14 protein-coding genes are annotated in these 13,962 nt (G+C 41.9%); 11 read left to right on the forward strand and 3 right to left on the reverse strand.

The window, feature by feature from the left end; translation table 11 throughout:
* Positions 1–35 precede the first annotated feature (35 nt).
* The 3 genes from M0M83_RS10525 to M0M83_RS10535 are packed head-to-tail and all read left to right on the forward strand — an operon-like array spanning position 36 to position 5,781.
* A complete protein-coding gene (locus tag M0M83_RS10525) occupies positions 36–2,582 on the forward strand; it encodes a DUF5682 family protein (RefSeq protein WP_248466548.1) in 2,547 nt (848 codons plus the stop codon).
* Positions 2,582–3,736, forward strand: coding sequence for a VWA domain-containing protein (locus M0M83_RS10530; RefSeq protein ID WP_248466549.1), 1,155 nt, complete (start codon positions 2,582–2,584; stop codon positions 3,734–3,736). The genes M0M83_RS10525 and M0M83_RS10530 overlap by 1 nt, the downstream gene beginning before the upstream one ends.
* Positions 3,733–5,781: an SWIM zinc finger family protein gene (locus M0M83_RS10535; RefSeq protein WP_248466550.1), complete on the forward strand. Its 2,049-nt coding sequence runs from the start codon at positions 3,733–3,735 to the stop codon at positions 5,779–5,781. The genes M0M83_RS10530 and M0M83_RS10535 overlap by 4 nt, the downstream gene beginning before the upstream one ends.
* Before the next feature lie 46 nt (positions 5,782–5,827).
* On the opposite strand, the gene M0M83_RS10540 is transcribed toward M0M83_RS10535, so the two are convergent.
* The gene (locus tag M0M83_RS10540; protein ID WP_213912717.1) at positions 5,828–6,322 is read right to left on the reverse strand and encodes a MarR family winged helix-turn-helix transcriptional regulator; all 495 of its coding nucleotides are present in this window, start codon (positions 6,320–6,322) and stop codon (positions 5,828–5,830) included.
* An 84-nt stretch (positions 6,323–6,406) separates the two neighbouring features.
* On the opposite strand from M0M83_RS10540, the gene M0M83_RS10545 reads away from it, so the two are divergent.
* The 4 genes from M0M83_RS10545 to M0M83_RS10560 all read left to right on the forward strand — a co-directional run bounded on the left by M0M83_RS10545 (position 6,407) and on the right by M0M83_RS10560 (position 10,109).
* Positions 6,407–7,279, forward strand: coding sequence for an EamA family transporter (locus tag M0M83_RS10545; RefSeq protein ID WP_248466551.1), 873 nt, complete (start codon positions 6,407–6,409; stop codon positions 7,277–7,279).
* Between the two features lie 116 nt (positions 7,280–7,395).
* Positions 7,396–8,031 (forward strand): DNA oxidative demethylase AlkB, encoded by a 636-nt coding sequence (gene alkB, locus M0M83_RS10550; protein WP_248466552.1) that lies wholly within the window; start codon positions 7,396–7,398, stop codon positions 8,029–8,031.
* A gap of 194 nt (positions 8,032–8,225) precedes the next feature.
* The gene (locus tag M0M83_RS10555) at positions 8,226–9,251 is read left to right on the forward strand and encodes a threonine aldolase family protein (RefSeq protein ID WP_248466553.1); all 1,026 of its coding nucleotides are present in this window, start codon (positions 8,226–8,228) and stop codon (positions 9,249–9,251) included.
* Between the two features lie 102 nt (positions 9,252–9,353).
* A complete protein-coding gene (locus M0M83_RS10560; protein ID WP_248466554.1) occupies positions 9,354–10,109 on the forward strand; it encodes a DUF4184 family protein in 756 nt (251 codons plus the stop codon).
* On the opposite strand, the gene M0M83_RS21805 is transcribed toward M0M83_RS10560, so the two are convergent.
* Together M0M83_RS21805 and M0M83_RS21810 are read right to left on the reverse strand one after the other, a co-directional pair.
* The gene (locus M0M83_RS21805) at positions 10,106–10,486 is read right to left on the reverse strand and encodes a hypothetical protein (RefSeq protein WP_336432184.1); all 381 of its coding nucleotides are present in this window, start codon (positions 10,484–10,486) and stop codon (positions 10,106–10,108) included. The two genes, M0M83_RS10560 and M0M83_RS21805, sit on opposite strands and share 4 nt — an antisense overlap.
* A 42-nt stretch (positions 10,487–10,528) precedes the next feature.
* The gene (locus tag M0M83_RS21810; protein ID WP_336432185.1) at positions 10,529–10,693 is read right to left on the reverse strand and encodes a TetR family transcriptional regulator; all 165 of its coding nucleotides are present in this window, start codon (positions 10,691–10,693) and stop codon (positions 10,529–10,531) included.
* A 111-nt stretch (positions 10,694–10,804) separates the two neighbouring features.
* Between M0M83_RS21810 and M0M83_RS10570 the strand changes: the two genes are divergently transcribed.
* From M0M83_RS10570 to M0M83_RS10585, 4 genes are all read left to right on the forward strand, one after another.
* The gene (locus M0M83_RS10570; protein ID WP_248466555.1) at positions 10,805–12,022 is read left to right on the forward strand and encodes an MFS transporter; all 1,218 of its coding nucleotides are present in this window, start codon (positions 10,805–10,807) and stop codon (positions 12,020–12,022) included.
* A 64-nt stretch (positions 12,023–12,086) separates the two neighbouring features.
* Positions 12,087–12,578: a GNAT family N-acetyltransferase gene (locus tag M0M83_RS10575; protein WP_248466556.1), complete on the forward strand. Its 492-nt coding sequence runs from the start codon at positions 12,087–12,089 to the stop codon at positions 12,576–12,578.
* A 134-nt stretch (positions 12,579–12,712) separates the two neighbouring features.
* A complete protein-coding gene (locus tag M0M83_RS10580; protein WP_102138560.1) occupies positions 12,713–13,177 on the forward strand; it encodes a YaiI/YqxD family protein in 465 nt (154 codons plus the stop codon).
* A 106-nt stretch (positions 13,178–13,283) separates the two neighbouring features.
* On the forward strand, positions 13,284–13,937 hold the full coding sequence (locus M0M83_RS10585; protein WP_248468446.1) for a LysE family transporter: 654 nt from the start codon (positions 13,284–13,286) through the stop codon (positions 13,935–13,937).
* Positions 13,938–13,962: the final 25 nt, after the last annotated feature.

Below are 13,962 nucleotides of genomic sequence, written 5' to 3' on the forward strand. Positions count from 1 at the left end.
GCCATTTAAGGCGAATAACCCCTAGGGAAACAGCGGTGAGCTTGCTATCGATACCTTTACCAGAACGCATTGAAAAAGCATTACAAGATAGGCGACAACTTGAGTCAGTGGGTATTTATTTCGCGCCAATTCGCCATCATAGTCCTGCGTGTGCATACAGCACACTCTCTTTGATTGAGCACATAAAACCCGACTACGTTTTAATTGAAGGGCCTGATAGTTTTAATGGGCTACTGACAAGTTTGCTACATCATGATGCCGAGCCACCTGTCGCGATTATGGCGCAAACAGAGTTAAAACGCGCACAAGAGGACGACAAAAGTGACGCTGTCACTCGCTCTGCCTATTTTCCTTTTTGTGACTATTCCCCCGAATGGCAAGCTTTGCACATCGGCCAGCAATACCAAGCCCAATTACGTTTTATTGATTTACCTTGGACAGCACAAGTCAATGAAGACGAAGCCAATGATCTGCAATCTCAAAGCTTACAGAAAGAGCGCTACTTAGCACATAGCTTGTTTATTAGTCAGCTTGCGAAAAAAAGTGGTTGCCGTGACCATGATGAATTATGGGAACAGACTTTTGAATTACGAGCGATTGAACAGCTTGCGGATTGGCCCGCTTTTTTTATGGATAGCTTCATTTGGTGTGCATTGGCACGACTTGATTATGAACCCCAAGTTCTTGAGTCAGAAGGTTCCATCCAACGTGAGCAATATATGCAATCGCATATCCAAACCATCAAATCTCAATATCCAGAAGCTAAAATTGTGGTGGTAACGGGGGGCTTTCATACCCTTGCGTTACTTGAAGGGTTGGAAGAGGCGCGCAAACAGCAGTTTAAGCTTTCTGCGGCACAACAAAAAGCGTTTATCCAACAGCAAAAACTGGGCGAACAAGACAAGGCTTGGTTTATTCGCTATAGCTATGACAAACTCGATGCATTGAATGGCTATGCATCAGGGATGCCTTCCCCCGCATTTTACCAGCAATCGTGGTTATCATTATTAGAGCAACGCCAAGCCCAGATGGCAGGCGACAATCAACCTACGCAAGCTTATCGAAATCGTTTAGGTGTTGCCTATCTGTCTAAAGTTGCGCATGTCTTACGTGAAAAACAATTTGAAGCCGCTCCTGGCTTTCTATCGGTTAAACTGGCCGCAGAGCAAAGCATTCGCCTTGCTGCCTTTCGTGGGCATGCAGGTCCTGGGCGCTATGATCTGTTAGATGGGTTACAAAGTGTTTTTATCAAAGGTAGCTTAGATGAGAGCCAAATCGAGCTTTGGCAGGAAATAAAAACCTGTTTTTCGGGTTTTTTGCTCGGGAAAATCCCCAAAGGGACAGCAACGCCTCCGCTGGTCACTGAAACTTATGAAATCGCAAAAAGTTTTCGTTTCAAACTTGATGATACCTTAAGTAAGGTGAGTCGCTTAGATGTCTATCGTAATCAACAACATCGTGCGCGTAGCCGATTCCTGCATTTATTAGCATTTCTCGATATCCATTTTGCGAAACATCTGTCTGGGCCAAATTTTTTGTCGGGCAACCAAATGGATTTATTGTTTGAAGAGTGGCAATACGCGTGGACGCCCAATGTTGAAGGGGAATTGATTGCCTTATCAGAAAAAGGGACGCAACTCAAAGCGATAGCGCTAAATCGTTTGTTTGAAATGGAAAAAAATTTAGAGCAACAAGGTGTTAGCCGTTCAAGCCAAAGTGCGGTCGGGTTACTCATGCAAGCTGCATTGATTGGCTTGCATCAACGGATGCCGGCATTATTTTCCTTGTTAGATGGTTATATTCAACAGGATACAAAGTTTGCGTCATTGATCGCGTGTGGTCATAAACTTGTTCATCTGTGGCGGGGTCGCCAATTCTTTGATATTGGCGATGGTTTTGCTATCGAAGCACGTTTAGATGCTCTGTTGCAACAAGCATTTTATTGCTTTGCACAAATTACGCAGGGGGATGAACAGCAGCAAGAACCCCATTTTTCAGCTTTGCTCTCTTGCCGTGAATTAATCACTTTCATGCCTGAAATCAATAAAAATCATGATTATACCAATGATTTTTATCAGGAATTAGACCGTTGTGAAGGTCAATTAAATCATACGCCGCTTTTAAAAGGCGCGGTGGATGCATTGCGCTATCTCGGGGCAAAAATAGATGAATCCGTCCTGACAGAAGAAATTAAACGTGCGTTCAGTACGGGTAGTGATCCTGAAATGGCTATTGGCTATTTTATTGGTGTTATGCGAACGGCGCCAGAGTTGGTTCTACGGATACCATTACTTATTGATATGTTAAATCAGCTGCTTAATGGATGGGATGAGGGGCGTTTTATTCAAGTGTTGCCCGATTTACGGTTTGCATTTAGCCAATTAACACCTAAACAAAATGCACAAATGGCAGAATATGTGGCACAAGACTTAGCGATTGAGGCCAAAGAACTCACATTGCACCAAACCGAATTTAATGAGCAACAAATGATGCAAGCTATTCAACTCGAACAACAATTACAAAGCCAGCTCATTGAATTAGGGTTGCAAAATTGGTTTTCTAGCGCTCAGGAAGGTAAATAATGAGTCAAAAAAATGTCACATTAACCCCTGAACAACTTCTACTGGCTAAGCGCTGGCGTTTAATACTCGGGCAATATGCCGATAACGCACTGGGCCAAGCCACCTTCAGTGCTGAAGAGTTGAAAATAGAACGTTCTTTGGATTTTTTATATCGACGAGAATACCAACGCCGAGGCTTAAAGCAAGAAGCAGGACGCCATGGTTCTTTAGATGCATCTCAATTAACTGCAGTTAATTGGTTAAACCAAGCCCGTAAATTGTTTCCTAATAGTACCTTTGAGCGGATGCAATCTCAGGCTTTAGAACGCTATGAGATCAGTAGTTTGTTAAAGGATCCACAGGCGCTCAATGCCATGGAACCAACAAAGTCCCTCGCAAAAGCGTTGTTAAGCCTGCGCGGGAAGATGAATGAAGAAACCCGTGATGCCGTTAAAAATATCATCCGCAAAGTTGTGGATGATATTCTAAGTCAAATGCGTAACCAATTTCGCCAAGCACTAACAGGGCGACGTAACCGCTTTCAACGTTCACTGATCCCAAATAGCCGTAATTTTGATTGGCGAGGAACGATTGCCGCTAATTTGAAAAATTACGATAAGCAAAATCAACGGTTAGTGATAAAGACACCTCATTTCAACTCTCGTCAGCAACAACATTTACCCTGGGATGTGATCCTGTGTGTAGACCAAAGTGGCTCGATGGCGAGTTCTATTATGTATGCGGCCGTGTGCGCGAGTATCTTAGCGGCATTACCGACTGTACGCGTATCTTTGGTCGTTTTTGATACTCAAGTTGTTGATTTAAGCCACCTTGCACACGACCCTGTTGAAGTGTTAATGACCGTGCAATTGGGTGGCGGAACGGATATCGCTAAAGCGATGCAATATTGTGAAAGTTTGATACGTAATCCAAAACGCACGGTGATTAGCTTAATCAGTGATTTTGAAGAGGGTGGCGCGCTGAATCATTTACTCAATTGCACACAACGTTTGCATAGCCAACAAGTTAAATTATTAGGTTTAGCAGCGCTAGATGATGAAGCACTCCCTGTTTATGATCCTGAAATTGCCCAAAAACTCGCAGATAGAGGGATGCATGTTGCTGCATTAACCCCGGAACATTTTGCCCAATGGTTAGCAGAGGTCATGCAATGAGTTGGAAAAACAGTTATTTACAGTATGACGACGATGCATTAGCCGTATTTGCGAATGTGGGGTTACTGAGACGTGCCCGCAAAGATGTTGAAAACCAAAAGGTTATTCCAACGGACTTAGGTGCTGGAACATTCACGAGTGATGGGCAGAGCGTTTCTTTAGATGCGCAAGGGATCCAAAAGGCCACTTGTGATTGCCCTGCAACAGGGTGTTGTAAACACATTTTGGCAGCAGTTTTGTGGGTGCAGTCGAATACAATCGAAGAAAGTGATCCCGAAGAGTCGATTGCCAGTGAAAGTGACACAGTACTAAGCGAATTATTGGCACTGCAACCAGAGAGCCTAATCACACAAGCCACTAAGCTTGAACTTCGTTTAGCGTTGAAATTTGTCGCACAATGGCAAGACAACGAACTGGTTTATGACGCGCAACCCAACCAGTTAAAAATAAGTCTGCCAGAATATGATGAGCCCATTATTTATATGCGTAATAGTGGCTTGCAGGGCATGATTTCATCTCTCCCCGAAAAACAAAAAAAGGCGATTCACCTCGCGATTATTGCAAAACTGAAGCTTCAGCATGGCCAAGATTGGCATTGGCCAGAAGAACTCACCGCAGGTCAAGTTCAGCAACAGGGACTTAGCCAAGACGATAAAGTGGTGATGGATTCAATCGAACAATTTATTCAGGATATGTTACGGCAAGGGCTGTCGCATATTAGCCAAAGTAGTGCTAGCCAGTTGCAATTACTGAATATGTCAGCGCGTGCTGAAGGGTTGCCTCGCTTAGCTAAGGATATGAAACGCCTTAGCCAGCAAGTTAAACGCTTAGCTGATAAACATTTTACGATGGATGAAGGGCAAGTTTTGCGGTTAATTGCAGAAATATCAGCTTATTTGTACCAATTATCAGCGGCAAATGAACAGCAGCTGATTGAGCTCAAAGGGTTACAAAGACGGCAGTATAGCGAGCAACCGACAGAATTTGATTTATTGCCTATTGATGCAAACTGGTGGAAAACCGAGAGTGGTGCGATTGGGGCTACATTGAGTTTCTGGGATCGACAAAATAAAAAAATCATTCAATGCACGCAAGGTCGTAGTAATAGCCTTGACCCAACATTTAATCGACAAAATGTTTGGCAAACATTGTCGTTATGGAAACATACTGCAGAACATTTGATGAAAACCCCCTTTAGATTGCATTCACCAAGGTTATCTGAAGAGGGTGAGTTATCAGCTAGTGGCGAAAGCTACGCCGTTAGCGGCAAAGAAAAAGGGTTAACAGCCGATGATTACCTTAATATTAAAGCTGAATTCGGTTATACCGATTGGCAGTTAGTGGCTAACGAGTTACCTACACTCACACAGGACAATCGGTTTTCTCCCGTTTTATTGCATATTACTAATTATGAGCCGCTCTATTGGGATGAAACAGAACAATGTGTCTTGTGGACGGTGACTGATGCACAACAAAATCGGGCATTTTTACGGTTAAACTGGCAAGGGAGTGATGACCATAAAATTGAAGAGTTGCGGTTTATGACGAAACAGCAATGGCCAATTTGTGCTGTGACGGTGCAGGTAAGTTATTCGCAAGAGGCGATCCAGTTGGTGCCCAAGACGCTATGGTTAAAAAAGGAACAGGGTATTGAGCTGTTCTACTTAGACTTTGAAAGTACACCACGTAAGAAACAACGTTCAGGCTTTTTTAATAAAATTATCGAATATATGGCGAAAAAGCAGCAAAAAAGCCAAGTTTTTGTGCCTGAATTAATGTTGGCGAGCCAACTTGTTCGGCCAATACTTTCAGTATTAGAAACGCAAGCGTGTACAGGAAGAGAGTGCTTATCCCAAAATCAACAAAATGAAATTGCATATGTCATTAAAACGCTTGAGGATTTGGGGGCTCTTTGGTTGGCTAAACAATTCAAACCATTGATTGCCTCCAGTGACTTACAACCCGAAGTACTATTACAGTTAGTCTATTTATGTGACCGTTTTGAAAGGTTACAAATGCCATTGCCTTTTCAATTTAATCAATAACATAAGAGGGAGTAAGATCACTCCCTCATTATGTATCAACAGTGTGTTACTTCTCATTAGACTCAAATGACGCTAAGAATGTCCGCAGTAACTGATCTAATGCTTGTTGTTCTTTTTGCGATAATTTAGCAACGAGGCGGGCTTGGTTTTGTGTATGTGCTTCAATAAGTTGGTTGATTAGCGTTAAGCCTTCGGTTGTTAGTGAAACCAAAAAACCGCGGCCGTCATCAGGGTTGGCATGGCGGCTGACTAACCCCGCTTTTTCTAATTGGTCTATTCGGTTGGTCATTGTCCCCGATGTGACCATCAACGTCGATAGCATTTCCCCCGGGCTCAGCGTATAAGGGGATCCTGCTCGGCGCAATGTCGCAAGCACATCAAAGCTTGAGCGGTTAAGGCCAAATTGTGTGAAGACCTTTTCCATTTCACGAGTTAAGTGAAACGCGACGTTACCCAACCGACCAATTAACCCCATTGGGCTAATATCGAGGTCAGGGCGTTCTCTTTCCCACTGTTGAGTGATTTTATCTATTCTATCCATAGGCAAATAATGGCGCTTATTTATCTTGACGTCAAGGTAAAATCCACATATCTTGACGTCAAGATAAATTAAGAGAGTAAAAATATGAATCGTATAACGGTTTTAGGGCTGACCGCATTAGCACCGATCGTGTGGGGGAGCACATACTTAGTGACAACAGAAATGTTACCCGCAGGGATACCATTAACATTGGCGGTATTGCGCGCTTTACCTGCAGGGTTGCTATTGATACTCGTGCTACGAAAGCTACCCGAGGGTATTTGGTGGTTACGTGTGGTGATATTGGGAGTTTTAAATTTTTCGTTATTTTGGTGGTTATTGTTTATTGCTGCATATCGCTTACCCGGTGGTGTGGCTGCAACGGTTGGTGCTGTACAGCCATTAATTGTTTTATTTTTAAGTCGTTGGTTGTTAAATAACCGTTTATCATCGGTATCCATTATGGCATCAATTGCAGGGGTCTTCGGGGTAGCGATATTACTCTTAACACCGAATGCCACTTTAGATCCGCTAGGCATTATTGCGGGGTTAGCTGGTGCATTATCAATGGCTGCAGGAACCGTATTGAGTCGCCGGTGGCAGCCACCTGTCAGTGCATTAACCTTTACATCATGGCAATTAACCGCGGGTGGGCTAGTATTATTACCGTTTGCCATTATCTTTGAGCCAGCGTTACCAACATTGAGTTCATTGAATTTAATTGGGTTAGGGTATCTAACACTTATTGGTGGGGCATTAACTTATGCCTTATGGTTCCGTGGACTTGCCATATTAGGCCCAAGTTCCGTTGCTTCTCTTGGTTTTTTAAGCCCCGTCAGTGCGGTGGTTCTAGGGTGGTTTTATCTCAACCAACAACTGAGTATCTTGCAATTCGTTGGCATGGTCGTCATTTTGCTCAGTGTGTGGGCGAGTCAGCGAGCGGAAACAAGAAAAGTGACTTTAGCTTATCAACGTTAAAGTCAACCCTATAGGCTGCTCATTACTGCTAAGTTGTTCATTGAATGTAATGAACAACTTTTTCCTGTGTTAATATCCATTAGAACATTCGCGCGGCCTATAAATGAGTGGCTAATATGTTATTTCCTGATGAAGATAATACGGTGCAAATTGCACCAGACGCTTTTTTACTCAAAGGTTTTTTACTGGGGCAAAGTGATGCACTATTGCAGTCATTAAGTTGTGTTATTACTGCGAATCCATTAAGGCATATGGCAACCCCAAATGGCTATCAACTGTCTGCCGCAATGACTAACTGTGGTGAGTGGGGTTGGGTAAGCGATGAGAAGGGATATCGCTATAGTCAGCGTGACCCTGTCACTAATGAGCCTTGGCAACCGATACCAATTCCCTTTATTCAATTGGCCATTTCTGCCGCGAGCGCGGCTGGCTTTGACCATTTTATCCCTGATGCCTGTTTGATTAACCGCTATGCAATTGGCGCTGCAATGTCATTGCACCAAGACAAAAACGAATCAGACTTCACTCAGCCAATTGTCTCTTTTTCTTTAGGATTACCAGCCATGTTTGATTTTGGTGGGGTAACGCGAGAAGCGCCAAAAGTTGCAGTTTATTTAGAACATGGGGATGTCTTGGTATGGGGCGGTCAGTCGCGGTTAAATTATCATGGAGTACGTCGTATTAAATCAGGTGTACACCCATTGTTAGGGCCTTACCGCTACAACTTGACGTTTAGGCGTTCTCAACCCTAAATTCGTTTTTTACAGTATGCCAATTTATCCATTAAATAAACCATGAATGACTTAATATTTCATTTCAGTAGATTAAATAATATTATTCGTTAAATTTGGTATTTATATAGAAAAAATACCATTGAATAATGAATTGGATACACCTATAAATGATGATTATAAATTAATATAACTAGGTATTGGTAGGTAAGTGAATGTATAGCTTTTTAAATGATTATAATGAGATAGCTCACCCTGCAGTTATGCAGACTTTAAATGATTTATCAGGGAAACGTTTCAAAGGTTATGGCACTGATGAAGTTTGTAGCAGGGTCGCGGCTCAAATCAGATTAAGAATTGGCCAACCTAGTGCGGATGTTCATTTCTTTAATGGCGGTACAATTACTAACCTGACAACGATTTCCCATGTATTGCGACCTCACCAAGCGGTGATCACCGTGGAGAGTGGCCATATCGCAGTCCACGAAACGGGGGCAATTGAAGCGACAGGCCATAAAGTCATTACCATTGACTCACCATCAGGTAAATTAACCCCCGCACATATTACTAAAGTGTTATCTGAGCACGGTGATGAACATACTGTCCAGCCTAAGCTTGTTTATATCAGTAATTCAACTGAAATTGGCACTGTTTACCGTAAACAAGAGTTAGTTGCGTTACGCGAGATTTGTGACGCTCATAACTTGTTGTTATTTATGGATGGTGCTCGCTTGTCTTCTGGTTTAATGTCGAAATATAGTGATTTAACCATTGAAGATGTCGCGAAATTGACCGACATTTTTTATATCGGTGGAACGAAAATAGGCGCATTAACCGGGGAGATCTTAGTAATTGTAAACCCTGCATTGCAATCAGATTTTCGTTTTAGTATTAAGCAAAAAGGTGGGTTACAAGCAAAAGGTTGGCTACTCGCTGCCCAGTTCGAGCCGCTGTTTAATGATGATTTGTATTTTAAGTTGGGAAGCCACCTTAATGAGATGGCATCACAATTAGCTTCATTTTTTACCGAAAAGGGATTTCAGTTTCTTGCGCCTGTAGAATCAAACCAAGTTTTTGTTATTTTTCCCAATGCATTGGCGAATAAATTATTAACGCACTACCAGTTAAGCTTAATTTGTCAGCCGACACCGGAAACCACCTGTATTCGCTTTTGTACCTCATGGTCAACAACTCAGCAAGATGTAGACAAATTAAAGCAGACTTTCCAAGCTTTACTTTAGGTAATTATCATCCCAATAAATATTTCCGATATTTCGCCTATATTTATTGGGTTTTATTTATCATGATGGCGGCATATTGATGACGTTAATGAGCAATTTGCCATGCCTTGGACTTTTTCCCATCCTGCGGTTGTTTTTCCGATTAAACAAAGTCGATTTGGGCGCTTTTTAAGCTTGCCTGCTTTAATTTTAGGCAGTTTAAGCCCAGATCTATTTTATTCAATGATGTGGTACTCGGCAGCCACTACGGCTCATGACTTGATCGGCTGGTTATATACTGGCTTACCATTATGTTTACTCATCACTATTTTTGTACAAAAAAGTGCTTTTTTTCTCCACTATGCTGTGCCATTTCCTCTAAAAAGCAGAAGTGTAAGCTCACTTCGACAATTCTGTATTGTCGTGCTTTCTTTTTATATTGGTGCCGCAAGCCATATTATCTGGGATGCTTTTACTCATCAGTCGGGGGCTTTTGTTCGGCACGCTGAATTCTTGCAGTTTGTCGTATTTAACATGACAGATAGCCAAGAAATTGCTATTTATAAATTACTGCAACACCTTGGCTCTTTATTGGGGGCGTTGTACTTGTTGATAAAATACAAGCAGTTCTACCGTCGGCAATCTGCAGTTCAGCAGCAACAGTATGCTAAAAAATTAATGGTATTATTCATAATAGCCATTATTTCAGCGTGTGTTTCCTTACCATTTGCTTATAATTTAGCCATTACAGGGGCTGTTTTTAATTTCAATCGCTTTGTGTATATAGAGCTGACATTGCTGGTTCCTGTTTTCTTTATGGCCAGTATATTGTTTGCACTGATAAAGTATCAACGTCAGCGAAAGGCAACACAACGCTAATCTTTTGTGAGTAATAGCCCTGATAACATGATATCAATGGCACTGATACTTTTCTTTAATCGCTGTTGGCTATCACCTTGTGAAATCCAATAGGCCGCTTCAGCGAGACCGCCATTAATTAAAAAAGCCAATGCATGGGTATCAATCTCTTTAATAATGCCTTTTTGGGCGAGCTCATAGAGTAAACGTTCAATCTGTTCGGTACATTGCAAGTTTGATTTAGCTAAGAAATCGCCTAATACGGCTTTTGCGTCACGCAAAATAATTTGTTGATATTCGGGCTCTAATGCCATTTCTAAGTAAGCATGACAACGCTGACAAAAACTGTTCCATAGGTCTTCAGTATGGTGAGTAATACCTTGTAAACGCGCATTCATCTGTGAGTCAATTTGCTCAACAACGGCAATAAATAAGCCTTGTTAGTCGCCAAAGTGGTGGTAAAGGGCACCACGTGTGAGATTGACACTTGCTGCAATTTCATCCATTGAAGTTTCTGCATAACCAAGCCGGCTAAAGTGCTCTCGCGCTGTAGTTAGCAAATTCGCACGTGTTTCTGCCATTTGCGCTTGTGTTCTTCTTGCCATAAAAACTCTCTTACATACAGGGCGTATAATTATTTACATTCAATGTGTATGATTATATCATGATTATACATACGCAAAGTATGTATAATTAAATTTCATATTGGAGCTCATATGATAGGTCGCTATCAGCAGTTATTTCAGGCAAAAGAAAACCAACGCTTTGTGATAGCAGGGTTACTGGCGCGTTTATCGTTACCGATGATGGGGATCGGGATCATCACCTTGTTAGCCCAACTAAAAGGGAGTTACACCTTGGCAGGGCTTGTTTCTGCAACTTTTGTATTAACGTATGCGTTGTTATCGCCACAAATTTCCCGTTTAGTGGATAAATATGGCCAATTTCGCGTCTTGCCCGTGGTGACGGTCATCAGTGTGCTCGGTGTGTTTATTATTATCATAACAACGTGGTTATCGTTACCTGATATCGGTTTATTTATCGGGGCATTATTAACGGGCGCGAGGCCCAGTATGTCAGCGATGGTCAGGGCAAGGTGGACGGCGCTGTATAAAAATCAACCCATATTACAAACGGCATATTCATTAGAAACTGTCTTTGATGATGCCACTTTTATCGTTGGCCCTCCGTTGTCTGTCGGGATCACCGTCGCTTTATTTCCCCAAGCAGGATTGCTGGTGGCCGCAGTTTTATTAGCCGTGGGAATGGCTTTGTTTATTTCACAGCGCAGCACTGAACCTAAAGTCGTAGCATCTGATCATCTTGTAATGCCGAATAAATCAATTATCACAATGGTTGGACTGCAGTTATTGGTTGTATTGATGATTGCTTTAGGTGTGATTGTCGGGAGTGTGGATATTTTGAGTGTTACTTTGGCTCAATTACAACAGCAACCGGCGATGGCCAGTTTAGTGCTGTCGGCCTATGCAGTCGGTTCATGTGCAATGGGGATTGTTTTTGGGGGGGTAACCTTTAACACGCCTTTGCCTCGCTTACTATTCCTCAGCGGCTTAATGACGTTTCTTTCTATTGTGCCGATGTGGTGGGTCGTCGGGGTTTATTCTCTATCTGTGGTGGTGTTCATTTCCGGGTTGTTCTTTGCCCCGACGATGATCATTGCAATGACATTAGTTGAGAAAATTGTTCCGCAAAATAAATTGACAGAAGGAATGACCTGGTTACTCGCAGGGCTAAATATCGGTGTTGCTATTGGCGCGATGTTAACGGGTAAAATGGTGGATACTTATGGCCCTTATGCAGGTTACGCCGTTGCTATCTCTGGGGGGATTTTCGTTTTAATTTCAACATGGCTGAGTTACTTACGCGATAAAACCCAACAAAAAATAGCCGTTGAATGCGAAAATGGCCATTAAAAACAACGAAAAAATAAGCCATGTAGTGATAAAATCATCAAAAATAATTTAATGAGGTAATCCAATGCATTCTCCTGTCTTTCGTGCCGCCACACTTGATGATATCGACCGTTGTTATGCGATTGAAGTCGGATCCTATGAAGGGGATGAAGCCGCAACAAAAGAAAAGATAGCAACGCGGATCCAACAATATCCAGATGGTTTTTTATGCATGGAATTAGCCGGGGAAGTGATTGGCTTTATTAATGCGGGTTGTGCATGGGACGTTATGATGTCCGATGAAGAATTTAAAGAGCTTATTGGGCATGACCCACAGGCACCCAATGTCGTTATTATGTCAGTGGTGGTACATCCCAAATATCAAGGTAAAGGGTACTCATCTTTACTGATGAAAAAGTTTATTAATTCTATGGAAGAAATGCATAAAGAAACAATTCATCTGATGTGCAAAGAACGTCATATTGACCTGTATAAGCATTTTGGCTACCAATATGTGAAACCATCAGAATCCGACCATGGTGGAATGACGTGGCATGAAATGGTGATGAAACTGTAAAGTCTTTTTTCTCAAGCTGACTATTTTAGGGCTGTATGAGGTAGTTTGGGCATTTCAATACGAGGTATCTAACGTGCGGTTTTGTTGTCTGTTATGATACCTCATCATATGTAATCACTATTTGGAACGTAATGATGATAATTTGGGTTGATGCGGATGCATGTCCAAAAGTAATTAAAGAAGTTTTATACCGTGCGGCAGATAGAGAAAAAGTGCAAATAACATTTGTTGCAAACCAGCGTTTAACGGTACCACCATCACCTTTTTTAAAAACTTTGCAGGTGCCTGCGGGTTTTGATGTTGCGGATAATGAAATTGTATTGCGAGCTCAAAAAGATGACTTAGTGATCACCGCTGATATCCCTTTAGCTGCAGAGGTGATGGAAAAGGGCGCGAATGCATTAAATCCTCGCGGGGAACGCTATAGCGAAGCGACTATTCGTGAGCGTCTTAATATTCGTGACTTTATGGATACGATGAGAGCCAGTGGCATCCAAACGGGTGGGCCTGCAAGTTTAAACCAGAAAGACAGGCAGCAATTTGCCAATGAATTAGATAAGTGGCTGTTACAACGTAAAAAAGCATTAGCGTCATCATAAGTCGGCACATTTTCTGATTTAAGCTCAGAAAATGTGCATAGCAAAACAGAATTACACCCTATACCGTGTCTATAATGGGTAACCTTAAATTTTTTGAAGAAAAATGATGGACCCATTACACAGCATTATCATCACACTTTTCTTATTTATACTGACCTTTTTTAATCCTGGGGCAAATTTGTTTATTGTGGTACAAACCACATTAAGCTCAGGTAAAAAAGCCGGGTTAACGTGTGGTTATGGCGTGGTGTTAGGCAATGCTATTTATTCAGGGCTCGGCTTATTTGGTCTGGTCACATTAATGGCGGAATTCGGCTCATTATTTTCAATCATTAAGATCCTTGGTGGCCTATATTTACTTTATTACGCAGTCAGTGTGTTTACTAATAAAACGCAACTTAATCTGTCCACCGAAAATACCATGGAACGTTTTCCTTCAGGTGTTTATTTTAGGTGGGGCTTGATTTCTGATTTATCAAATCCCCAAACCGTTTTGTTTTTTATGAGTATTTTTTCAACGACTATTTCGCCATCAACACCACTATGGGCCAAGTTAGTCATTTGGATGGGTATTGTTATTGCGTCATTAATTTGGCGAATTATTTTATGTCAAACATTTTCTTTAACTTCTGTGCGTAGAACTTATTCACGGGTTCATAAAGTTGTCGGTAAAGGCGTTGGGTTAATTTTAGGGGCATTGGCAACAAGGCTGATTTACCAAGGTGTCAGCGAACTGGTTATAAAAAAATCACCGTTCTAAATTAACTGACGATGAATCTATTGAT

This window comes from Providencia rettgeri, assembly GCF_023205015.1.
In the GTDB taxonomy this organism is placed as follows: Bacteria; Pseudomonadota; Gammaproteobacteria; order Enterobacterales; family Enterobacteriaceae; genus Providencia; species Providencia rettgeri_E.

Coding starts and splice junctions, on each gene's coding strand:
- M0M83_RS10555 (WP_248466553.1), top strand. CDS start 8,226: ATGTATAGCTTTTTAAATGATTATAATGAGATAGCTCACCCTGCAGTT.
- M0M83_RS10530 (WP_248466549.1), top strand. CDS start 2,582: ATGAGTCAAAAAAATGTCACATTAACCCCTGAACAACTTCTACTGGCT.
- M0M83_RS10545 (WP_248466551.1), top strand. CDS start 6,407: ATGAATCGTATAACGGTTTTAGGGCTGACCGCATTAGCACCGATCGTG.
- alkB (WP_248466552.1), top strand. CDS start 7,396: ATGTTATTTCCTGATGAAGATAATACGGTGCAAATTGCACCAGACGCT.
- M0M83_RS10570 (WP_248466555.1), top strand. CDS start 10,805: ATGATAGGTCGCTATCAGCAGTTATTTCAGGCAAAAGAAAACCAACGC.
- M0M83_RS21805 (WP_336432184.1), bottom strand. CDS start 10,486: ATGAATGCGCGTTTACAAGGTATTACTCACCATACTGAAGACCTATGG.
- M0M83_RS10535 (WP_248466550.1), top strand. CDS start 3,733: ATGAGTTGGAAAAACAGTTATTTACAGTATGACGACGATGCATTAGCC.
- M0M83_RS10580 (WP_102138560.1), top strand. CDS start 12,713: ATGATAATTTGGGTTGATGCGGATGCATGTCCAAAAGTAATTAAAGAA.
- M0M83_RS10585 (WP_248468446.1), top strand. CDS start 13,284: ATGGACCCATTACACAGCATTATCATCACACTTTTCTTATTTATACTG.
- M0M83_RS21810 (WP_336432185.1), bottom strand. CDS start 10,693: ATGGCAAGAAGAACACAAGCGCAAATGGCAGAAACACGTGCGAATTTG.
- M0M83_RS10560 (WP_248466554.1), top strand. CDS start 9,354: ATGCCTTGGACTTTTTCCCATCCTGCGGTTGTTTTTCCGATTAAACAA.
- M0M83_RS10540 (WP_213912717.1), bottom strand. CDS start 6,322: ATGGATAGAATAGATAAAATCACTCAACAGTGGGAAAGAGAACGCCCT.
- M0M83_RS10575 (WP_248466556.1), top strand. CDS start 12,087: ATGCATTCTCCTGTCTTTCGTGCCGCCACACTTGATGATATCGACCGT.